17 protein-coding genes and 3 pseudogenes are annotated in these 23,285 nt (G+C 48.0%); 10 read left to right on the forward strand and 10 right to left on the reverse strand.

Going from position 1 to position 23,285, the window contains the following annotated elements; genetic code table 11:
• The first annotated feature begins 1 nt into the window (after nt 1).
• On the forward strand, nt 2-1,426 hold the full coding sequence (locus tag OK412_RS15265; RefSeq protein ID WP_163799062.1) for a PTS fructose transporter subunit IIC: 1,425 nt from the start codon (nt 2-4) through the stop codon (nt 1,424-1,426).
• Between the two features lie 5 nt (nt 1,427-1,431).
• Nucleotides 1,432-2,292, forward strand: coding sequence for a ketose-bisphosphate aldolase (locus tag OK412_RS15270; RefSeq protein ID WP_033787443.1), 861 nt, complete (start codon nt 1,432-1,434; stop codon nt 2,290-2,292).
• A gap of 231 nt (nt 2,293-2,523) precedes the next feature.
• Here the strand turns inward: OK412_RS15270 and OK412_RS15275 are convergent, their stop codons facing one another.
• The 3 genes from OK412_RS15275 to OK412_RS15285 are packed head-to-tail and all read right to left on the reverse strand — an operon-like array spanning nt 2,524 to nt 4,028.
• Nucleotides 2,524-3,009 (reverse strand): Hcp family type VI secretion system effector, encoded by a 486-nt coding sequence (locus tag OK412_RS15275; protein ID WP_010671741.1) that lies wholly within the window; start codon nt 3,007-3,009, stop codon nt 2,524-2,526.
• A gap of 1 nt (nt 3,010) precedes the next feature.
• Nucleotides 3,011-3,532, reverse strand: a complete 522-nt coding sequence (locus OK412_RS15280; RefSeq protein WP_033759772.1) for a hypothetical protein — start codon at nt 3,530-3,532, stop codon at nt 3,011-3,013.
• Nucleotides 3,513-4,028 (reverse strand): DUF2778 domain-containing protein, encoded by a 516-nt coding sequence (locus tag OK412_RS15285; RefSeq protein WP_010671743.1) that lies wholly within the window; start codon nt 4,026-4,028, stop codon nt 3,513-3,515. Before OK412_RS15285 ends, OK412_RS15280 begins: the two co-directional genes overlap by 20 nt.
• 241 nt (nt 4,029-4,269) lie before the next feature.
• Here OK412_RS15285 and OK412_RS15290 point away from each other — a divergent pair.
• Nucleotides 4,270-4,530: pseudogene (locus tag OK412_RS15290) on the forward strand (class II fructose-bisphosphate aldolase); the annotation flags it as partial.
• Between the two features lie 137 nt (nt 4,531-4,667).
• Here the strand turns inward: OK412_RS15290 and OK412_RS15295 are convergent.
• From OK412_RS15295 to OK412_RS15310, 4 genes and pseudogenes are all read right to left on the reverse strand, one after another.
• A pseudogene (locus OK412_RS15295) lies at nt 4,668-4,943 on the reverse strand (type II toxin-antitoxin system RelE/ParE family toxin).
• Between the two features lie 3 nt (nt 4,944-4,946).
• Entirely contained in the window at nt 4,947-5,195 is a 249-nt protein-coding gene (locus tag OK412_RS15300; protein ID WP_022625341.1) for a CopG family ribbon-helix-helix protein, read from the reverse strand.
• Nucleotides 5,196-5,500: 305 nt separating this feature from the next.
• Nucleotides 5,501-6,319, reverse strand: a complete 819-nt coding sequence (locus OK412_RS15305) for a CDP-diacylglycerol diphosphatase (RefSeq protein WP_235603781.1) — start codon at nt 6,317-6,319, stop codon at nt 5,501-5,503.
• A gap of 146 nt (nt 6,320-6,465) precedes the next feature.
• A complete protein-coding gene (locus OK412_RS15310; protein WP_250488918.1) occupies nt 6,466-6,822 on the reverse strand; it encodes a putative T6SS immunity periplasmic lipoprotein in 357 nt (118 codons plus the stop codon).
• A 754-nt stretch (nt 6,823-7,576) separates the two neighbouring features.
• On the opposite strand from OK412_RS15310, the gene OK412_RS15315 reads away from it, so the two are divergent.
• On the forward strand, nt 7,577-8,269 hold the full coding sequence (locus OK412_RS15315) for a helix-turn-helix transcriptional regulator (protein WP_033780519.1): 693 nt from the start codon (nt 7,577-7,579) through the stop codon (nt 8,267-8,269).
• Nucleotides 8,270-8,283: 14 nt separating this feature from the next.
• On the opposite strand, the gene OK412_RS15320 is transcribed toward OK412_RS15315, so the two are convergent.
• The 3 genes and pseudogenes from OK412_RS15320 to OK412_RS15325 form a co-directional block, all read right to left on the reverse strand.
• A complete protein-coding gene (locus OK412_RS15320; RefSeq protein ID WP_129062757.1) occupies nt 8,284-8,922 on the reverse strand; it encodes an acyl-homoserine-lactone synthase in 639 nt (212 codons plus the stop codon).
• 402 nt (nt 8,923-9,324) lie between these two features.
• A pseudogene (locus OK412_RS23545) lies at nt 9,325-9,417 on the reverse strand (HNH endonuclease); the annotation flags it as partial.
• Between the two features lie 1,025 nt (nt 9,418-10,442).
• On the reverse strand, nt 10,443-10,970 hold the full coding sequence (locus OK412_RS15325; protein WP_073970690.1) for a DUF2778 domain-containing protein: 528 nt from the start codon (nt 10,968-10,970) through the stop codon (nt 10,443-10,445).
• 1,031 nt (nt 10,971-12,001) lie between these two features.
• Here OK412_RS15325 and queD point away from each other — a divergent pair.
• The 6 genes from queD to OK412_RS15360 all read left to right on the forward strand — a co-directional run bounded on the left by queD (nt 12,002) and on the right by OK412_RS15360 (nt 23,284).
• A complete protein-coding gene (gene queD / locus OK412_RS15335) occupies nt 12,002-12,364 on the forward strand; it encodes a 6-carboxytetrahydropterin synthase QueD (RefSeq protein WP_264353308.1) in 363 nt (120 codons plus the stop codon).
• 419 nt (nt 12,365-12,783) lie between these two features.
• Entirely contained in the window at nt 12,784-15,894 is a 3,111-nt protein-coding gene (gene dpdE, locus OK412_RS15340) for a protein DpdE (RefSeq protein WP_264353309.1), read from the forward strand.
• On the forward strand, nt 15,894-18,377 hold the full coding sequence (gene dpdF, locus OK412_RS15345; protein WP_264353310.1) for a protein DpdF: 2,484 nt from the start codon (nt 15,894-15,896) through the stop codon (nt 18,375-18,377). The genes dpdE and dpdF overlap by 1 nt, the downstream gene beginning before the upstream one ends.
• Entirely contained in the window at nt 18,361-19,236 is an 876-nt protein-coding gene (gene dpdG / locus OK412_RS15350; RefSeq protein ID WP_264353311.1) for a protein DpdG, read from the forward strand. Before dpdF ends, dpdG begins: the two co-directional genes overlap by 17 nt.
• The gene (gene dpdH, locus OK412_RS15355; protein WP_264353312.1) at nt 19,233-22,439 is read left to right on the forward strand and encodes a protein DpdH; all 3,207 of its coding nucleotides are present in this window, start codon (nt 19,233-19,235) and stop codon (nt 22,437-22,439) included. Before dpdG ends, dpdH begins: the two co-directional genes overlap by 4 nt.
• Nucleotides 22,436-23,284 carry a hypothetical protein gene (locus tag OK412_RS15360; RefSeq protein WP_264353313.1) on the forward strand — a complete coding sequence of 283 codons (849 nt, stop codon included), beginning with the start codon at nt 22,436-22,438 and terminating at the stop codon, nt 23,282-23,284. The genes dpdH and OK412_RS15360 overlap by 4 nt, the downstream gene beginning before the upstream one ends.
• The last annotated feature ends 1 nt before the right edge of the window (nt 23,285 follow it).

The following is a 23,285-nucleotide window of genomic DNA, read 5'->3' on the forward strand; positions in this document are numbered from 1 at the left end:
TATGAACATTATTGCCATTACCGCCTGTCCTACAGGTGTCGCCCACACCTACCTTGCCGAAAGTAATTTAAAAAAAGCGGCTAAAAAACTGGGCCTGAATGTATTAGTTGAAACCCAGGGCGCGATTGAAAGCGAATATATTTTCAGCGACGACGATATTCATCAGGCCGACATAGTGTTAATCGCCGCAGATAAAAAAGTTGAGATGGCGCGCTTCCAGCACAAAAACGTGATTGAGGTGCCCGTTACCCGTGCCGCGAAGGATGCTGAAGGCCTGTTAAACGCCATTGTTAACGGCGAGCTGGCTCCCAGGCTGGCCAACTCCGCTCCGCAGGCCAGTGCATCTGAACCGGCTAACAGTGCCCGTGAGGCGTCGGGTTCCCGTTCCTGGATTTCAGAGATTTATGTGCACCTCATCACCGGCGTGAACCTGATGATCCCGTTTGTGGTGGCGGGCGGCATTCTGATCGCGCTGAGTTTTTCATTCGGGATTACGGCGGCCACACCAGGGGACGCGAACTTCAGCCCGATAGCGAAGATGCTCTCTGACATCGGTGGCGGTTCGGCCTTTGCCCTGATGCTACCGATTCTGGCGCTGGGGATCAGCCAGTCTGTCAGCGGCAAAGCGGGCATCGTGGCGGGCGCCGTGGGTGGGATGATGGCGATCCACACCGGTTCCGGCTTTCTTGGCGCGCTGATTGCCGGCTTCCTGGCCGGATACATCACGCTGCTGATCAACAACCATATCCATCTGCCCAAAGCGGTCGCCGGGCTGAAACCTATTTTAATCGTGCCTCTGTTAAGCGTGCTGCTGACCGGCGCACTGATGGCGCTGCTGATTGGTGAGCCGATCAAAATGCTGCTCGGCTGGCTGACCGACTTCCTCAGTTCGCTGGGTAACACCAACGCGGCCATTCTCGGCCTGCTGTTCGGCATGATGGTGGCCTTTGATATGGGCGGCCCGCTGAATAAGACCGTCTGTATGTTTGCGATTGGCCTGATGTCGAGCGGGGTTTACGGTCCGATTGCCGCCTGTATGGCGGCGGGCATGGTGCCACCACTGGGCATCGCGCTGGCAACCACCCTCTTCCGCCGCAAATTTACCGAGCAGGAGCGCGAGACCGGCAAGGTCACCTACATCCTCGGCCTGTCATTCATTACCGAAGGCGCCATCCCTTACGCGGTCGCCGATCCGCTGCGTGTCATCCCGGCCATCGTGGCGGGCTCCGGATTAGCGGGCGCCCTGTCAATGATGCTGGGCTGCGCTTCCCGCGCTCCGCACGGCGGCATTTTCGTCATCTTCATTCCTAACGTGATCAGCAATGTCATGGGTTATCTGTTTGCTATTGCCGCAGGCAGTTTGCTGACAGCGCTGATCCTGCTGTTCCTGAAAAAAGATATCTCCGTTCCTGCAAAACAAGGATAAAACCTATGCTTTACAACATGAAAGATCTGCTCAGCGTTGCCCGACAGCATCAGTTTGGCGTTGGCGCGTTTAACATCGCCAGCGCGGAGTTTGGACGTGTGGCGGTTGAGACTGCCGAGCGACTGGATTCACCGCTGATTCTGGAGATCCATCCTGAAGAGATGGCCTTCACCGGCCCGGAATTTATCGGCTATCTGCGGACGCTGGCGATTCAGGCGCGCGTGCCGGTGGTGATCCATCTGGACCATGGCCGCTCGCTGGAAGAGGTGATGAAGGCGATCTACGCCGGTTTTACCTCGGTGATGATTGACGCCTCGTCTCACCCTTTCGAACAGAACATTGCGCTGACGAAGAAGATTGTCGAGATAGCGCACACGATTAATGTCTCTGTGGAAGCGGAGCTGGGCACCATCGGCGTGGCGGAAGGCAGCGGCGAAGGTGGCAGTAACGAGATTCTCTATACCGATCCGCAGCAGGCAGAGACCTTTGTGCGCGAGACCGGCACCGACACGCTGGCGGTCGCCATCGGTACCTCGCATGGCCTCTACCCCAAAGGGAAGCAGCCGAAGCTGGATATCGAGCGCCTGCAGCAGATCCGTAAGTTGGTTGATATCCCGCTGGTGCTGCATGGCGGTTCGGGCAACAAAGACAGCGAGGTCGCGGAATCGATCCGTTATGGCGTCGGTAAAATCAATATCTCCAGTGATATGAAGAAGGCGTTCTTCGTGGCGCTGGAGCAGGAACTGAAGCTTGGGGGTCACGAGCCTAATTCCCTCTTTGTTAAACCGATGCAGGCGGCGAGTGAAGTGGTCGCGGCGAAGATGGCGCTGTTTAGTTCGGTGGGGAAAGCGGCGTTGTATCGGTAAGGGGTTGTGTGGCGTGGATGGTGGCTTGAAGACTGCCAGGGAGGCTGGGAAAAGGCACCGATGAATAGGTGCCTTTTTTAGATGTTGTACAACCGGATAACGCGGTCGTAACGTTTTTCGAGCATGCATGGAGGTCGTCACTAAATCCCCCATTACACCCCGGTAACGTTTTAATTAGTGCTTCACTGCCAAGGAGAACTTAGCTATACCACAGGAAATAGGATTTTAATCTCAGGACCGAACATTCCAGTCATCCGTATACTGCACATTACCATCAACGTAACGCCAGGTGATTTTGTCGTACATCAGGGAAAGGCTTTCCATATGGTTGATCTGCGAGTTTCCTGCCATTTTAGCATTTGGCATCCCCGGATTAATGCCAGTCACCTTCACCCCTTCGATAGTCATAACAAAATAGCATTCCTCTTGCCCGGCATGGTTAATGCGATACCAGCGAATCTCCGCACTTTTCAGCGTCTGACCAGTAGCAACGGCTTTGTATAAGTATGGGCTGGCGCTATCAAACTCTTTTTCAATCATAATGGGAGAGTGTGATCGCTTGCCGGTGATTTTACCGTTGGCACTATCCACTGGAATATTTAAACCGTGACTGAAGCCAACAATTTCGATAGAACCATCACGATCCTGAACGTCTACAGATCCCTTAATATCTGCACCGCCGTCATCTTTAAGCCACATGTAAGCTGGAATAGGCATTTTACAAACTCCTTTTGAATGTGCATTTCTTCATAATAAAGTAATAGCAGAAAATGGCTAAAATCAGGTTGAAAGCCATAAGTGCAGCCATAGCAACATCTGAAAATTTTTCTATGTCCGGAAAAACAGCCTGGTAAGGTACAAAGCGGACGAATAACCAAAGCAGCATTACAAAAATGATTATTTTTATCAATCGTCGCACGGTAGAGAAAGCCCACTCTTTAGGGAGGCAAGATGGGTTCACTTTGTGAGTAAGGCCGTTAAAAAGGGTGATAATCGCACTCATAACCGGAATGCTGATTAGAGTATTAATTAAAATAGAAAAGTAATCTCGCAACGACTCCCAGGCCTCTAAGTCAGGTTCACCCAGAATGAAATGGGTAACGTTCAGAGCGCTTTGGAAATCAAATAAGGCTGTTATAGAGTCAACTAATCCATCATAGGGAACTTCTTTAGCAACGAACAGCATAATCACAGTAAAGAGCGCTAATTTTATAAAGAGACTAAGGACATGTTTTGCCATTGGCAATTACCTCAATCGTTCCATAGGCCTTTAACTTCCTCATACAAGGAACCTCTATTTTCTGGGTCCTTAATAAGGCATTGCGTAACAGGGAAAAATCAGAATCATGCGGAAGTGTGATACAACCCTCAGAAAGAACGCCGGGGTGCAAACGAAAGTTACCACGCTTAACGCTATCAACCCAGGTGTAATCATCAATTGCCCAATCATCCCGCCATATTGCAAACCATTCGGAATGCCTGAACGTAGCACCGCTGGCAAAATGATTATAAATATCCCTTACACCGGCATTTAGTTGTGATCGGAGGCCTCCCTCAGGACGGTCAACAATCCAGTATTTACCCGCTGGTACAGGCCCCTCTTTAGGAATCATTCCACAGGCACCACGATTACGATAAGCACCATTGCCAGAGAACGCTAAAAACGTTCCCACCCCCGGAAAGGATAACGGTGAGTAGTCAGCATCATTAATAACAAACTTTCCATGTAGAGCCATTGATAATCCTTGCATCTATAATCCTTTGTGCGCTTATCCTACGCTGGTGAAAAGAATATGAGCAATAATTTTTCCTGGAAAAAGTCTGACTTTAATAAATAGGATGATTATGTTAGCAATAAGTCACTTAACAGATGTAATTAATATGCGTTTATGGCTTGTTATTTAACCTGAGAGTAACAGAGATGTTATAGCTCAACAACCATGTATAAATCACAAGCTTGTAACAAGCTTACTATTAATTAATATTCCACGTGTACTGCATGGCGGTTCGGGCAACAAAGACAGCGAGGTGGCGGAATCAATTCGTTATGGTGTCGGTAAAATCAATATCTTCAGCGACATGAAGAAGGCATTTTTCGTGGCATTGGAGCAGGAACTGAAACAGGGCGGACACGAACCTAATTCAATGTTTGTTAAACCCATGAAAGCGGCAGGTGAAGTGGTCACCGCGAAGATGGCGCTGTTTAGTTCGGTGGGGAAAGCGGCGTTGTATCGGTAAGGGGTTGGTGAGGGATTGGTTGCGAGTTGAGTATGGGAAAGGCACTGATGGATCGGTGTCTTTTTTGGGTTTTGAGAAGTGAGCTTTAAATAAGTATCAGGTCAGTAAGCAACAGCCATCAATGAAAAGAGATCTGCTCATCGCTCTTCTTTTGTATGCCAGAGATCCACGATGTAGATGGCATTATCACGAAGTTCGTCGTGAATCTCGTAGTCATCCAGTATCACCTTTCGAACTTCCCGAGGTTCATATCGAACCTGCTGTATGCCGATTGCTGGGTGTGCCTTGAGGCCAGCACTGCCGGTTATCAGGCGGTCTAAGACATCATCAGCATGCTGGCGGCTGTACTGAAGAGAAAAACGTTAGATGCGTTCCAGGTCATCCTGAGCTTTAAGCGTCCAGTAAATTTCCATTTATCAGCTTTTCTTTAAACGATTACCAAATTCAACAAGGTCAGAGTGACTTACTACACGCCCGGCATCTACATCGGCAAGACCAGCCTGAATGCTCTGATGACGCCGTTCCCTTTCAGCCAGCATGGTGGTCAACGCTTCCTTGATGATCCAGCTTTTAGAACGATCCAGCTCCACAGCCAGATTTTCTACAGCATTAGCCAAATCGGTGGGTATCTGTGCGCTAATGGTCTGTTTTGTAAGAGAACCCATAGAGATCACCTCTTTTAATAACAGTTAATAATTTTTATTAAGTCTAGCATGGGTTTGTCTATAAAAACATCAGAGCTTATTTTGCGGGCAGCATCCTGAGGTTTGTTTCGCACTAATTGTCACCTATGGACTGGTCTGATAAATGACTATGCGATCTCACTATATTGGGCGGACACGAACCTGATTCAATGTTTACGAAACCGATGCACGGGCGATCGTCCTCGTCAGCCGGGTTCTTGCTGGCAGAGCGTTTGATTACAGCAGAGTGGCTGGGTCGGTGGAGGATTAAGGGTGATAAGGTTTAGTTACTTCCCGTCTGAAACGTCAGCTGGCGGCGCTGAAAGAATAGCGCAGCGTTTATCCAGTAGCGACTCAACGGACGCCCGATTGCCCTTATCCCAGCCGCGCCGGGTAGTTAGCAGGATAAACCCTTTCTCTCCCGAAAACGTCGCCGGGATGAGCGCCACACCAGACTCTGCCAGCTGCGGCGGCGATAGCCGGAAATGGCGTGCCACGGAGGAGGCAGGATAAATCCCCATCGCCGTCGGCTGCATAACGCGGCGGGCATAGTAGGTGTGATTCAGCAAACGGTCGGGCAAGGGTCGCCAGTCATTATGAATATAGGGGCGCTCGGCCTGAAGCTGGCGATAGACATCTTCCCGCAGGCAGGTCAGATGAATATGTAGTTGATTCTGGCTGCGGCCATAAGCGGAATTCAGCGCCATGCCGAGCCGATCCTCAGGCACTTTAGCGCCATAGGCCGCCATCAGACGATAACGCATTAACCAGGCGTAGCCGAAATAATCGGGACGTCCGGGGCGCGACAGCGCAATGCTCTCAATGCCGGACATCGCCACCGTAGGCACCAGAATAAAGTGCAGCCTGTGGCGAGGATTCTGGATGATGCTGTAGCCCTGTGTGCTGTCCTGCGGCAGATAGATTTGCTGACAGGGTGCCGGATCGCGACGATAGTGATAGTTATTCATGCAGAGGTCATGCGTGACCGTCCACAGCGCGTCAGAGCGGGCGCATCCTGTCAGCAGCAGCATGATGACCAGCGGCAGAGACCGGCATCGCCACAATAATTTCCCGTTCAGCGGATGGCGTCCGGTCAGGCGACTCAATGCAGGTACAACCTCATCAACAAGGGTTCATATTGGGGGAGCGTTTATCCAGTTTAGCACGGAGCCAGTGGTAACCAGCTTCGGGTTGGTTAGTATAGCGCTGGTGTTGCAGGGTGGTTAGGGCAACTGAGTGAATGTTCTGCCCCCTATTCTTTTGGATAAGAAAAATCAGCCGTGACTAAATGCGACATTGATTTATCAGATTGAACATCACAGGCGAAATAGTAACGTTCTCCAGTTGTGAACTTAAATCCAAACACAGGAAGGCACTCACCTTTTGGAACATAAACAGGTTTGTCATCAAAAATTTTGTGAAGAGAGTTGCTTTTATCGCTGTTGATTTGAATGGCAGTAATCCTTTCTTGTGGCTCCAGTGGCGACACCACACAAACTTGCTTGTATTTGATAAATGCCGTTGTAGATTCGCGCTCCACCATTCGGTCGCCAGGCCCGGGGCATCCCGTTAAGAGAAATACGACACCCAGCATCATCATGTTTTTCATGATTAACGCCCCTTCCCTGTTACGATTTTCTGAGAAAGCGTGGGGACATCCTGCAACATATCATTGCCCCTGTACATCCCCATGCGCCCTGGCCTCTGATAGAAAAACCACTTATCAATCCCATAAACCAGTAGTAACCAATAGTGAGCTAAAATAGAGGCTTGCTGTTCAGGAGAGTAATCAGATTACTGGCCTGCTTACACGACCTGATGTGCCTCATGCTGATTAACACTCGCTTGTCATCATCTATATGGCCAGTGAAAGCGCAGGCGTTAAGCCGGCTGCAGGGTTGACCTGAACGTTTGCCATCAGGCCTTATGTCCGAAACCCACAGGGGTTAGCGCAGCAGAACTGACGACCCGGTAACGCTGGGTAGCCGAAGGGGAGCATGAGCATCAGGATTTAAAAACCATCTGCAGTCAGATACTGACTCGGTGTCTGTTTAATTACGCCTGCCAGCATGAGTTTTGTTATGAAAAATGCTGATGTCGGTTCACTCCAGTCAGCAATAACTTAAAATCGCGAATCATTATACGAATGTTCCTGCTGTCCCCGCAGATTTTTGTGAATCCCGATAATTCATCTGTAATCTTGTAAACTGCTCTTTCCATCCGTTTTGTAAAGCAAAAATATTCAGGATATTGCTGGCAGATGTCGTTTGCACTGTCCTTTAACTGGATTAAAATACGATTAGCAACAGCTAACGAAGCGGATTATACTGGTTTATCCACTCATCCCGGAGGTAGATACTGACGTGAAGGATACATACTACAACGATACAAGAATCAATTTGTTAATCCAGAGTGAACTGAATGCGTTCTTTGAGGATTACAAGGGTATTATCTATGCCTACGCCATTATGAACAAGAAAGACCCTTCACAGATGCGTATTATTAATAACAACCCTGAGTGGTTCGATATATACCTTGAAAGAAAATATCAGTTTATTGATCCTGTCATTATTCAGAGTTTACGTTGTGTTGAAGATTTTTTTTGGGAAAACAACGTCATTCTGTCAGGCGGCTACAATCTCACGCGAATTTTTAATGAAAGCTTTCAATATAATATTTTCCAGGGACAGACATTCCCTCTGCATGACTACCTGAACAACCTGGCTTTGCTATCCATTATCAGTCAGAAAGATTCTGGTATCGACATGGAAAAAAATCGTTCAAAAATAGTTAGCTTTCTTATTAATTTGCATCAGAAGACGCTTAACTTATACAGTCAACACAATCAGAAAAAGAACGTTTTTTTGTCACCGCGTGAGCGGCAGATACTTAAGTGGGTCGGCGCCGGGAAAACATACGCCGAAGTTGCGGTCATTTTATCTATTGCGGAACGCACCGTAAAATTTCATATGGGCAACGTCATGAAAAAGCTCGGAGTGAATAACGCCACACATGCGGTAAAACTTGGGACGGAGCTCCGGCTGCTGGACAACTGAGCCAGCGTTACGGGTTAAAGATGGCGTAAATGCCGGGACATCTCACGAAGCCAGCCACTGGCTTTGTCCCTGGTGATAATATCTTCCACGATGCTCATGCTGGCAGGCATGAAAATGTAGTAGATAACTTCCCCTTTTTCAGAAAGGCCTTTCTGAATAACTTCTATTTTCCAGTTCGCATGGCGAAATATTGCATACATGCCGCGACTTGCCACAGCGTACATCCCCCGATAGTTTCTCTTCATGCAATAAAAAATCATTGCAAGGAATAACACTTTACTGGCGGGCAAGCCATGAAGGCCTGCAGAGTCACGTCTTTGTTTATCTAAAAACAGCCGGCTAATCTCACAACAGGGGATATCTGTGGGGAGACCACTTATACCCTCGAAATATTCATGAAAAATTTCGCTCATCATCGTCGGCTGCGTCGAATCTATAAACCGTGCACCACATAGCAACTTCCCGTTATGCATGCCCAGCAGGTAAGTCGTATTTTCGTTGTCAAATTGATCCTTTTCCATGCCGTCAATGCATTCGACTTTCCAGTCGAGCCTGTCACGAAATGTTTTTCTTCTGAGCCGGTAGAGTTCGGTTGCTAATTCTGGCGGAAATTCATTGTAATCACGCAAAAAAAACTCAATAGCAGAATTCATTCATTCATTCCTGATAATCACACATGGGAACCATTACCCCTGTCTTTTAAGACAGCTTTTATTACACCTGCGCAGACCCTATACTTAAAAAAGTACCTGACCACCGGGCACTCACCATGCTTAGCGGTCAGGAGGTCAAAGACCAAGTCAACACCAGGGAAAACCCACCCGCGATTATCTGATATTTCAGGTACCGGGTACAGAGTGCAATAAGCGCTCAAACGATAATTATATTAAAATACGAAAAACATCAATTAACTATAGTTTAATTATTGCCCTTTATAATTTTAAGGGGCAAGCTTTCCTGTTGAATTGACTAAAGCAACTATTATCTAATCTGTGATACAGGTTAACCGGGGGTTTCCCCGCCTGACACTAATCAGTTGCTGAAGACATCGCCACCAAACTGTTCAGCGTTATACGAAACCCCTCACTATTATCGTTACAGATACCGCCAGCAGCGAGTAACCGGCCGACGCCTTTGATGTTAAGCGTTCCGTAGGTTACTGGCTGGCTGTGTCTCCCGCCTCCCACGCTGAGCTACCTTAATGAGGTTGGCGCAGGTTTTCCGTCAGAGCGTCGGTGATCGCGCTTACTCACTGCAGGATTAAATGCACCGATAATGTTTTCGCTCCACCGAATCTGAAGGCATTTTCATCGCCGCAAATTAACTTACCGTTGTCGTCAATGTAAAACAGCCCGGCGGTCAGAACAGACACATCATTCAGGCATACCACATCACCACACTCTATCATGGCTTTTAGTTGTTCCTTTGACCGCTCTGCGTGTCTGGAAAGCGTTCCGGCAAGGGGATAGTTGGACTTTGGTTCGATATTGACGATATAGCGCTGGTGATGTCAGCGATAATCAAACTGGTAGTCCTGTCCGGCGTGGCGCCATGCAGCAAAAGGACTGTTGATACGTTCAAACGATTCCGGCGAAAGATTATTCCCCGACAGGCAAATAAGACGGTTTTCTGGCAGGCTCAATCCCATATAAGCATCCCTGTGTTGTCTCTTTCATTTCCAGGGGGATAATCGGACTGCAGGAAAGTGAATTAAACAATCAGGCAACGAAAACCCGATGTCCCGGTGGAGGTACACCAGAAAACAGTGAGCAGGTTACAATGCAACTCAATCAATTGCGCATGCAAGTATTTTGGGCAAGAAAACCTAAGATATAGCCGTACATATCATAATAATTTAATGCGCAATGTGAGCGAATTTACATCATTAAATTTATAAGCAATTTTTTAACTTCTGCCAGAATTAATTCACATCTTATGAAATCATTGCTTAGTGTTAAGTTGCTTCTCAATGACTCTGACTATAATCTTATAACCGATGAGCGTTACCATTGTACATATCACTAACAGCGCAATCCCCACAAAACCCTCAATATCGCGTTGATTAAATAGCCCTGCTAATTTTATCCAAAACCGCTGCTCTCCTTGTGTCGATGGATCTGACGGTCTTACCAGAAGGAACGTCATTACAAACAAAGATACTGCGATAAGGATTCTAAACCCCGCTGGGACACGTTTTGCTTCCATTTAAAACCACCTCAATTGTGCCAAAAGACATTAGTCCATTACGTAATTTCACTTGTGAAGTAGAGAGTAATGCTTGCCGAATAGCGATGAAATCAGTTCTGTGTTGCAAAGTGATACAACCTAAAGATACACCAAGAGGCCCGCGAGGATGTAGTCTGAAATTCCCTCGCTCTACATTATTAACCCACATATGGTCATCTATCCTTCCATCATCACGATACAAAGCAAACCATTCATACTTGATAACTGGCGTTGAAGTAGGCCATGAGTAGAAATCATGCAAGTCAGTGCGGATTATACCTTTCCAGCCACCGGTTGGGCGCTTAACGATGTGATATAAACCATCAGGTATTGGCCCGTTGTCTGGAACTGCAATGCATCCTGCACGATTGCGATATTCCCTGTTACCAGAGTACGCCATAAACGTCCCTATCCCATACATGAGTAAAGGTGAGTAATCTGCATCATTGACTGTGAAAATTCCTTTTAATGCCATGTCTGGCTCCTTCTACTTTGATCATTTTATAGATGAGTGTGATTTATCATAATGCCTCATCATAAAATGAAAATGATCTGCATCTAATATTCAACACAATCATGAGTTAGTGATCTTACTAATATAACTGTCTTTCTATTAGGTCAACGTGCTGAAAACACTGATAGAGTCTGATAATTGAGTGTTAAATTTAGATAAAAATTTTTATAATTCTGCCTTCAGTTGTTAGTTATTCTCTTGGCATAAACGATATCGCTGAATCAGGGATCATTCAGGCATTCATTCCAAAAGCTACTCAGGTCATTAAGATTATAAATACGGTAAACCCGCTAGTGATTAATATAAAGACCTTCAAGACTCAGAAACTGACGGATATGCCGGAAACAAAACCGACGGCGTCCAGACGCCAGTTCAGTAATGCGCATAGATAACTGCCAGTCAGCAACCGGAGGCTGAGCCTCATAATGGCAGACTGACAGGGCAAACCGTTCAACCGTTACGACAGTCCGACTGCCTTACAAATGACTACTCCCTCCTCTCGTTTCTGGTATGTCGTCAGAACTTTCGGCTCAGTGCCACATGAATTGCCTCCGTATCCAGTATGGCTTCGGTGAGCAACTTCCTGAGGCAGGCATTATTCTCTTCAGGCGACTTAAGCCGGTACTTCTTTGCCGCCAGATTTACTGCGCAGGAATGGAAGGTAGTATCGGAGATAATGTGCTTAAGATAAATTTACCCGGTAGAAACCCCGGCTTCGGCCTGACAGAGAATACTGAAGATCTGTTCGTCGGAAGGACGCTTCTTCATGGGGATGTCCTCAAGTAGCTAATGAAGACGTTACTGATATCACGGTATGTTAACCAACAGGAGCAAGTCACATTCTTATCCTAGATAATGGGCTCAAAGTCGAAAACAGCTCGGTAGGGGCTCGACCGGAATATTTTGTCTATCAATAGAGTAGTGGTAACTAACTCAGAAATGCTTGGAAACCTTAGCTCTTGTTGTTACTGTATAACAAAAAAGAGGTCATCATGAAAACTACGTTATACAAAGATTTCACCTTTGAAGCCGCACACCGACTACCCAATGTGCCTGACGGCCATAAGTGCGGACGTTTGCACGGGCACTCGTTCGTTGTGCGCCTTGAGATCACCGGAGAGGTGGATAAACACACTGGTTGGATTATCGATTTTGCCGAACTAAAAGCGATTTTCAAACCTACTTTGGATAGATTGGATCATTACTATCTCAATGACATTCCGGGTCTGGAAAACCCTACCAGTGAAGTGCTTGCAGCATGGATCTGGAATCAGATTAAGCCACAACTACCGATTCTGAGTGCAGTAGTCGTAAAAGAAACATGCACTGCAGGATGCATTTATCGCGATGAATAATAGATTATTTAGATAGCCAAATTTATATTGGCTATCTAATTCTTTAAAAATCTATTTTTATATAATCAATGTAATGAGAGCATTTCGTATATTGCAGAGGATTCGCCACCATGTGTTAATCAATTTAATTTAAGTCGCCTTAACTCAAACTTAAAAGCACTCCTACTAAAAATAGTAGTTGCAAACAAAATTTCACCTATAGAAATCAAACGCAGTGAATTAATTAAATTATTTTTATCTGAGAGCCCTCTTAAACCTTTTTTTACTTGAATATGAGATTTATCTCAGTATCCTATACCTATCAATTGAAATTTTACTTCTCTATGTATGTCGTTCAGACATGGAATCCGCTTATTTCACCCCATGACTGTCCATTTTTCGCACAAACCATACATGCGAAGACAATTCTAAGGATTGTGATGATGAGCATATTACCTATAGGGTCGTTGGTTGTTTCTGAAAGTTTTGACGGTATCGGAAAAGTCGTAAGCATTGATATTAACGCAAACATTGCAACAGTTGCTTTTTTTGAGTCACCGGCTCATCCTTACGCACGGCAAACAGAAGTTTCTTTAAAACAACTCATCCCCACGATACCGCACGAAGAGACGGTAATTTATTGCATTGAACCACAAAGCCACAGATGGGCCAGATCCAGATTTGGCGGTTCGCGCCCCAAAGGGGATTTTCTCGTCATCTTTCGCGAAAATGAAAGTACGACGCTGCCAATCGACGAAATTTTTGTTCTGAACAAAGCGCCAGATACCCCAATAAACCCTGCTGATTTCCTTGCCCTCCAAGCTAATGATGCACCGTTCTTTTTCCCTCACCGCCGAGCCTTTATTGAAACTTACATCCAGCAACGTGCTGCCTGCCGAGCGATAGCATCCATTTCCAGTAGTGCCGTTGAACTTGAGCCCCACCAGTTGGCGGTGGTACGTCGTGTGCTTCAGGATAAAAATCCTAAGTATATTCTATCCGATGAGGTTGGGCTGGGGAAAACCATCGAAGCCGGCATGGTCGTCCGTGAACACGCGTTAGAAACTAATGGCCACGTCAGCATGCTTATTGCGGTTCCAGCACCGCTCGTTAACCAGTGGCGGGAAGAACTGGGTGAGCGCTTTCAACTGAAACAACTTATTATTGATGCCTCGTCGGCCCTCGCGGGTTTACGACAAAATAAGGTCACAGAAGGCATCGTGATTTGCAGCCATTTTGATGCCTGCACCTTGATTGGACGGGGATTCCCACCTTCGCTTATTGTGGTCGATGAGGTTCACCAGATTGCCCATTGGCCGTGGTCAGAAGACAAAAATGAACGTTATAACTTCATCCTGATCGCTCAGGGTTGTCGGAAAGCCCACTACGTCCTGTTACTCACCGGGACCCCTCTGCATGGGCACGAAAGAAACTTCTTGTCAATGCTGCACTGTATTAATCCCGAAGCCTACCAAGTGGATGAAGCCCATCTGCGAGACTTTACCGAACTGGTAAAAAATCGTGAAGACCTCGGCGGGATCTTCTCGGGGTTAGTGCCTACCGTCTCGAACGTCAGCTTACGCCGTAATCTGGAAACACTGCAGCAGCAGTTCCCGGAAGATACGATTCTGATGACGCTCTGCCAACAACTCATCCCGCTTATTGGGACGTTTTCACCAAATACTCCGGAGCGTGAAGAAGGGATCCGAGATATTCGCCGGCACCTAGGGGAAAACTATCGCATTCATCATCGTATGTTGCGTAACCGCCGTCAGGTTTCACTCAGCTTCGATGAAACGAAAAACCTCAACCTGAACCTTCTGTTTCCAGGGCTCAATGGAGCCGTGGAGTGCCACTGGCATTGCGATGGGTTAGCGTTAGACGAGTTGATTGATGAGTATCGTTCCTTATCTTTACTGCCACAGAATACGCAGTGGGCAATGAATGAAGACTCGTACCTTTTATGGATCGACGATCTCCTGTCAAGCCCACTCTGCGTCATGCAACGCGCTAAAGTGCATTTGGGTGAATTGGAACGCACTCAGGAAGAACGAGAGCTATTAGAACACATTGTTTCTACAGCAAAAAATGAACTTCAGGTTATTGATAACAAGCTAGCCATCACCCTGAATGAGTGGCTGCAAAAGAATCCGACAGGAAAAGCTATCGTCTTCTGCGATCGTCCGGATCTAGCCCAGCACCTTGCAATAAAGCTCGAGTTGCTGCTGGAGTATCCGCAGGAGCGTTATCAGTCGGGTCACCCCCTGGTGTACCTGAAACCCGGAAGCCCCATTCGGGTCCTGATTTGTGATAAAAGCGGCGAAGATGGTCTGAATCTCCATGGAGGTCTGCGACTGGCCGTTCACTACGGTTTACCGCGATCTTGCAGTCGCATTGAACAGCGCCTTGGTCGTCTGAACAGGTACAGTGCAAACCTGAAAGGTGTAAAACCCGTTCAGAGTCTGATCCTGAAAAACCACGCCGACCGTGGATTACGCAATATATGGGCCAGTATTCTGAAAGACAGCATTGGCGTATTTAATAACACCATCGCCAGCCTCCAGTTCGTCCTCGATAATTATCTGGAAAATGCGTGGCGAAATGTCTACCAAGAAGGGCCGGTGACCCTTGAACGTATTGCCAGCGAATTCCCTGGCGAACAGGGCATTCTGGCCACTGAAACGAACAAAATTAACATGCAGGAAAAGCTGCTTGCGATGGATGACGAGATTGCCGAAGCAGCGATTTTTGCGCAACAGATCAGCGCGGACGATCATCTTGCAGTATCGCAATGTAATGCGCTGACCAACTGGATCACACGTGCGTTGCGTTTTCGCGCTACAGGCACCGCAGAAAAAGGTATCAAGTTTCAGTTCGAACTATCTGATCGCAGTACAGGGACGCTGGTTGATTTTAAAACCTTTCTCACCACCTGCATGCTCAGCTTCGATAAAGAAGGAGGCAACCCACCGTCAACGCATCTGATGAGCGCTGAACGCATTCCATCTATCGACGGGACAACCGTTTATCCATTGCGGTATGGGCAGCCATTTGTCGATACGATCTGGCAACTGTTAAACTTAGATGCTCGAGGCAGTTCTATGGCTATACTGCGAGTGATCCCCGGGCAACTGAAGGAACCCAGTTACTTTTTCCAGTCTACCTGGCTTGTCACCCATCACCAGACGCAGGATACCTACTCACAACGCCGCACAGCAGACGAACTGTCCCCCCCACGTATTATGCAACATTGGCTTTCCTCTGAAGGTAAAGCAGTGACTAATCCGCAGGTGCTGGAACTTCTCAATGCCGAATATGCCAACCACGAAACATCGCAGAAATTCTATGCAGATATGAATCTGCGCCCTAAACTCTGGCAAGAAATTGAAGAGCTTATCTCACCGAACTCCTGGAAAGAGATGGTGGAACGAGTCTATGCCAGTGATCGGGAACAACATCAAACCGCCCTCGGTGAGCAGGCCGGACTCCAGTTAATGGCCGTCAAAGCCGTGGTGGTATGCAGCAAAAATCTACTGGAGGAAATCGCCTGATGGAAGAAGAATGGTCGCGCCTGCAGCAAGCACTAACCACCTGTTTTAGCCAAGGGGTCACATTTAAGGATGGCATCGAAAATCAATTTCTGAACAGACTGATTCAGATCATCACTGATGCCTCGGCAGGGCATAGTGATATTTTTGCCGGCTACGCCGATGCATTACGTGCGGCTCATGTGAACGGTATTAGCGAGCCATGGCTCCCCTTGCCGCCGGAACTGACCGACGTTCCGGCACCTGAGTGGGGCATGACAAAGTCGCCTGCAACACAACAAATTCAACTGGTTGAAGAAGCAGACCTGGCGCTGACCAGAGCCACCTATCTGCGTAAAATCCGCAGGAACTTGCTGCGCCCGGAGGCCGATCCCGCGCTGAAGCGCCTACTACCCGAGGAGCCCTGGCTGACTCATTATCAGGGATTCGGTCAACAGGCCGCTATTCGGACGCTACTGACGTCTGATGATAACTGTACGTTGCTGGTGAACCTGCCCACCAGTTGCGGTAAAAGTCTTCTCACCCAACTCCAGGCGCTCAGCGCACCGAAAAACACCCTCACGCTGGTGATCGTCCCTACCGTCGCTCTCGCTATTGAGCAGGCTGACGACATGCAAAAACTGCTTCGTGGTGCCGACCAGGATCATGGTGGGAGTTATGCCTGGGTCGGAGGACAAGAGCAGCCCGCACGTCAGGCGATGAAGGAAAGAATCAAAGCGGGAACACAGCGTGTGCTCTTTTGTTCCCCGGAAGCCGTTCGCTCTTCTCTGGTTCCTGTGTTGTTTGAGCTTTCCAGACTGAATATGATTGGCGTGATCGTCATCGACGAAGCGCATTTGATCGATCAATGGGGCGCGGAGTTCCGCCCTGACTTTCAGCTGATTGCCCCTATGATTCGCTCACTGAAAGCCCAAGGAAAATGCCGTTTTCGTACACTGCTACTCTCGGCGACGTACAGCAAAAGCACTCGGAACATTCTGGTCGAGCAGTTCCAGGATGAAAATAGCGAACTAATTGAAGTGTCAGCTAATTTCCTACGCCCAGAGCCGGAATATTTTGTGCATCATGAGGTAAATGAAAACACGCATCGTCAGCGGGTCGAACAACTGCTGATGACCTTACCCCGCCCGCTGATTTTGTATTGCACCACCCGCACAGATGCGGAGATGTGGTCTGTCCGTCTGAACGAACTAGGCTACTGGCGAACCGGCATATTCCACGGACAAATTGACACAAAAAACCGTAAGAAATTGATTTCTAAATGGAAAAATGACCAACTCGATATCATGGTCGCCACCTCTGCCTTTGGGGTAGGGATGAATAAAAAGGATATTCGCAGCATCATACATGCTGCCATTCCGGAAAGTATCGACCGTTATTACCAGGACTGCGGGCGCGCCGGGCGTGACGGTAGATCCTGCCAGGTGCACCTTGTATGGCATAAGGCGCAAATGAAAACGGCAAAATCACTGGCCGTTGAGACGCTGATTGGCGTAGAAAAAGGCTTTGCCCGCTGGAAAGCGATGTTTGATGATCGCAAGGAAAGTCCGATCGCTGACTACATGATTTCACTAAACACCAAGCCCGTTCATATTGATCACCAGGGCGATAAAAATGAAGCCTGGAACCGTCGGACATTGCTGTTAATGCAAAGGGCCAGACTCATCAAACTGGTCTTTGCTGATCCGAAAATTCCTGACACCCTTCTAGATAATCTGGATGACGACAACACGCAACTAAGTGAATGGTTCGAAAGCTACTATAACCACGTTCATATCCGTCACTGTGACGATGCGCATTATTCAGAAGCGCACTGGAACACCCATGTGGAGAAGATCCGTCAGTCCGAGTTAAATAACCGCCGGGCAGCCTTTACGGTAATGGAAACGTGGTTGGAGGATCCCAGCAATTCGCTGTGTAAAATTCTGCAGAAATTCTATGAATATCAAAAGTATCCTCCCGAGTTAACCTGTGGAGGTTGTCCGGGATGTCGCCAGAAAGGGAAAGGGGCATTTTCTCCCACCGTGGGCACAGATGTACAAGTTTTACGTTCCGAGCCAAAGAAAAAAGCACTCTTCGTAGGCACCGAAAAGAAAGTGTATTACAACGAAAACATGAAGTTGCATTCGTTGTTAACGGAACTTCGTGTAACGTTGCGATCACTGATCACCTCTGGCGAATATGTGTTTATTCGTGCAGACAGGCAAGTGTTCCTCCAATTAGAGAACAACCTGGACTCGCTTTCGCACTTCTGGAGCGCACAGAAAATGACAGCGCCTGCATCAGATGGACCAGAGATCGTGATCATCCCTAACACGGCGGATGCGTTCCCGAATCTACCCGTGACGCGTTTTGAGCGAATTATTATTGCACCTGAGCATCTCGCAGATCCTCAGTTCCCACATCGTACATGGTGCGCAAGCGCAGGTAATGCGCTTGCGCTGGACACATTTATCAGGCAACTACAATATGTCAATAATCAATAACGCAGGCGCTGGGAGCGTCCTGGTACTCCTTCCTCTAATTGAACGCATTCTACAAAGCGCACAGGAACCGTTGTCTCAGGACACACTACTCGCCCGTTATCGCCCTGATAACTTGCCAGCTAACGATAACGCGTGGGGGAAATTCACAGAGAACTTAAGTTTCTGGAGCAACCAGGGACTATGGCCGATGCGCGACGGAATGATGTTACCGCTTGAAGAAAACGCACGTCCACTGGCGCATCGCCTGCTTGCCTGTGCGATTGATACTTGTCGTGAAAAAGGCATTGCCAATGGGAATGAATGCGAACCGTTGTGGCGGGTGCTGAGTTGTCTGTTGAGCCTTCAGCAGCATTCGCCCGGAGCTCAAGAACCGCTCTCCCCACCAATCATCACAAACAAAGTACACAAATGGCTACCAGGTGAAAAGGTAAACGAAAACACCGCGAAGTTAGTAAGAGACTTTGGTCGTTTTCTAGGTTTTCTAGAGCTAATGCCAGACGGGAATTATGTCACCGACCCTACCCGGGCCATTCAATGTTTTCTGCCGGAAATCTTTGGCAACACACGCACTCTTCCCGCCAAAATCTTTATGGCAAATATGGCGGAGGTTATGCCAATGATGGACGGTGGGCAGTTCAGAAACTCCGTTCATGATGTGATGCAGCAGGAAAAAGACTGGATCTCGCCGGAAGGTGACAATATCTGCACCAGCACATCCGTTGCGCTACAACGACTTGAAATCAGTAAGCGCATTATCCTCACCACCGGCAGTGATGATGAAGACGCCTTATCACTCCACTTACCTGACAGCAAAATTCGCCGGGTTAGCCAAATCACGCTGAGGGAGGATGTACAATGAGCATGATAGAGTACTGGCCGTCCAGGGAAAATATCGTTCAATGCATTCGTAATGAAGCGGAAGAATTAGAGGATCATGTGCTTCTGGCCGTGCATGAACCAATGCTACTGACCCGACGCGACGTCAATGAAAATAATGAAATCTTACGTGACGAAGATCTGTTCCAGCAGTTACTCATTACGGAACGTGCCATCCCTTTGATTGGCCGCTCGGGGATGGGGAAATCGCATCTGGTGCGCTGGTTAGACTGTCGGTTCAACATGTACTTGGAGGAAAACGGCCAGAGCGCACAATGGGAAATTGTCCGTATTCCCAAAAACTCCAGTCTGCAACAGGTGCTTTTACGCATCCTGAAAAATCTGACAGGGGAATTTTTCGATAACGCGCGCATGCGCGTTAATGAAGTGACGGAACAGTATCCGGCGAAAGATCTGGCAGACCTGCTGTTGACCATGATGGCCCATCAGTTGCAGGACATGCAAAAAGCAGTGATGGAAGAAGGTAAAACGCTGCAGGCACAAGGTAAAGACATTCCAACAGACCGACTCGCCTATATGGAAACCATCATTGAAGAGGTAGAGAACGGTATCTGCGATCTAATCACAGACCCCAACTTCAAACAGAATCTGCTGAAGCCGGAACACTGTATTTTCAAACTGGCCAACCGGATGAGTAATGGTCTGGAAGAAGGAGAACAAAATCATGATAAATATGAACTTCTTCCGGAAGACCTGTATTTTATTTTTGAGCCTGACGATTTGTCCGCGCGTGCACGCCGCTACCTGAACCATTCTCAACTGCATGAATCAGACCAAATGGAAGCGCGTACTCGTGCGGCGAGCGTGCTTAATGAAGCCATGCATGCCTCGCTGAAGTCACTCTTCAAACGCCTGTTCACCTTCAATGGGGGTTCTTTTCAAGAACTTTTCCAGGAAATCCGCAAGGAGTTTCTGCGACTGAATCGTCGCCTGGTGATTCTTGTGGAAGATATGGCGGCGATCTCCGCCATTGAAGATGTCCTCATCGACAGTCTGATCGAAGAAGCGGCACCTGGCGGTGTGCAAACCCTCTGTCCGGTCCACTCAGTGATTGCCGTCACCGACAATTATCCCGGCTATAAACGTCGCCAGGAAACTTTAATCACGCGTGCTGGCTACGAGTGGATCATCGAGAACGTCGATAAAGACAATAACGAAGATCGTATTGTCTCGCTCTGTGGTCGCTATCTGAACGCCGCACGCTTTGGATCAGAAGAGTTAAAAAACCGTCCAGAGCAAGGTAAACCTCAGTGGCCACCTATCTGGCACAGTGATGAGATACCCAATGCAATAGAAGATTTTGGTTATTCTGTCAATAAGAAATTCCCGCTCTACCCGTATAACCGCAGTGCCATTCTGTCACTGGCGAATAAGCATTGCCGCGACAGCAGCGGCGAGTTGATTTTTAACCCGCGCACAATTATTAACCGCATCCTGTTAGATATTCTGCGCGATTGCAGAACAGAAGCGGAAAAAACGCAGTTCCCGCCAGCTAATCTCGCTGGAATTCATGCCGTTCCCGAAATCGAAGACAAGATTTCACAGATGGTTGTCAACCGAGTTGGCAGTTCGGTGACGCTTGCCGCAATCTGGGGATATGGCATTGATTCCTTTGATGAACTATGCACAAAACTGCCGGGCAGCGTTGCGAGTGCCTTTGGACTCGATGAACTAGCAAAGCAACTGAATGGCAAAACTCCCACCACGGAACCGGCAAAACCAGAAACAAAGAACGTACGCGAAACTGCGGGCAAAACCGGTAGTACGGCGACAGGTAAAAAGCTTGACGTTCCGGAATTAAAAGTGAAAGAAGAGGCAAAATACACAGCCAAATCCGAACTGCCGTTTATCAGGGCGGTCCGTGCATGGGTGAATGACAACGTCATTCTGCCGCAGGATATTGCCCGTGATTTGCGTGCGGCACTGAACGCCTGTTATGAAATTCATGCGCAGCCAGAGTTGTTCGGAATGTCTTCGCGGCCACCGCTGAAAGAGGGGCGTTTTACATTGATTTCACTGCCAAAAGCGGCGTCGGATCCCTCAAGCATTATTACGAACTTTTACTCTGAGCAGGATCTGACCGATCCTTCCCGACGGGTCGATGTGTATAACGCCGCTGTAACCCTGTTACGTATCCAGCATTACGCCGGTTTAAATCAAGGCTTTAATTATCCCGAGGCGCAGGAAGACTACACTCGCTATCAAAACTTCATCCAGTGGTGGGTGCCGCAGGCTATGGAAAGCGCTATAAATCATTTCCGAGCGCGTAACTTACGAGATGCGCTGAAAAAGCATCTGCAAAAAGCTCTGCTGCTTGGCCTGGTGACCGGGAAAGAAGAACCGGCGGAGATCGTCAATACCCTCTGCCTCACCCAGAAAGGCGTCGGGAGAGCCGAAGGGAAAAGTACTGGTCGAACGCTGGCGACCTCACCTTCCGAGATATGTTTCAGAGGGATTGAGGCGACCCTGCATCCTCACGCCAGCGCCAGAGTCGCCGAAGCCAGGGCGCAGGCGCTTGTAGGATGGGATGATGCCAGAAAAGCGTGGCTTGAACAGGTAGCTATCACTGAGCAAGGCTCAGGCTTGGGCTCCAGTCGTGCGCTTGATGCCGATGTAATATTTTCCGCACTTAAAACTGTTTTAAAACAGCCAATTGGTGCGGAAATTGAACGTGCGGCACTCTCCGTTAAGCAGGAACTTGCCAGCACACTAAAAAATGTTCAACTCTTTGCCAACATTAAAGATGGCGACGATTTCCTCAACCAACTGAACGACTGGCAGACGTTTATTGAGACTGTGCGGGCCGAGCACTACCCCACCGGCAACGCTCAGTACAAGCCATCTTCGTGGCTGTTGGGTGAAATTGAAGCCCTCAGAACCGACGCCGAGGAGAGTCTGGCGACTTTAATTTCATTACTTTCCATTGAAAAACAAAAAGATAGCGCGAGATTGTGGCTGGATATATGTCAACTTGACGGTGACTACGTTTCAAGAATCAGCAGCGTACTTGCTCAATGGCAACTAGTACAACCTAAGATCGCGTTCGCACTCCAGCAGATGAACGCCAAAGGGGATATACAGCAACTGACTCTTGCTCTGAATAGAGTGAATGACCGTCTGAAAACACTGGCGAGCGATATCATCGCCTCTGGAGTCGAGCAATGACCACCTTGCGCCAACAACTGGCTGAAATGCAAAAAGAGCTCGATCTTAGCGTTCAGGCTGGTAAGGCATCACAAATCATCGATAAATGTAATCTGGTATACAGTAAAACTAACACCATTGCCGATAAGTTTGCATTGCTTAAACAGCAATATCCTGCCCAGCAACAACTCCCACAGGGCATTGCAGTTACCTGGAATGACGAGCAGCAGAGCGAACTGATCGCTGCCGCGAACAGCGTCAAAAGTCTCAAGTTACAGTGGGGACGCTGGCTGAAAAACCAGTCGGTAAACAATCCCGGCGAGGAAGAAAACCTTGCAGATCAGGAAGAGTCTCCACAGAACTCTCTAGATGAGACGCTGACTGCCTCAGAGGAACCTACCGCTTACGACATCATCCAGAATGATTCCTTGACCCATTGTGTCAGCCAACTCAGTACCCTACACAAGGACCTGAGCAAAGAACTGAAAGATGCCTGGGATGCATGGCTGGAAGAGTTACATCAGCAGGTTCACGTCGATGACAAGACACTGAATTTCCAAAAAAATGCGAACAAATTTGACGATATCGCCTCCGACTATGAGCGTCGACGTCAGGATTTCGAAAACTTAACGCAGTGCCAACCAGTAAGCGGTGAAAAGATTAACCAAATCAAAGCGCTCGCCGAAAAACTATATTCCCTGCGCGGCATGATGAAAACCGACTGGCCTGACGTTGTGCAAGCATTTTTCAATAGCATTAATGGCCCGCAGAGTCTCCGCCCAACGTTAAGTGTCCTGACGCCCGAGGTGCTTGAGTGGTTGAGGGATGAAGAGATGCTGGATGAGTTCTTGATCACAAGGAAATAGT

The organism is Pantoea sp. JV6, assembly GCF_025910055.1.
GTDB lineage: Bacteria > Pseudomonadota > Gammaproteobacteria > Enterobacterales > Enterobacteriaceae > Pantoea > Pantoea agglomerans.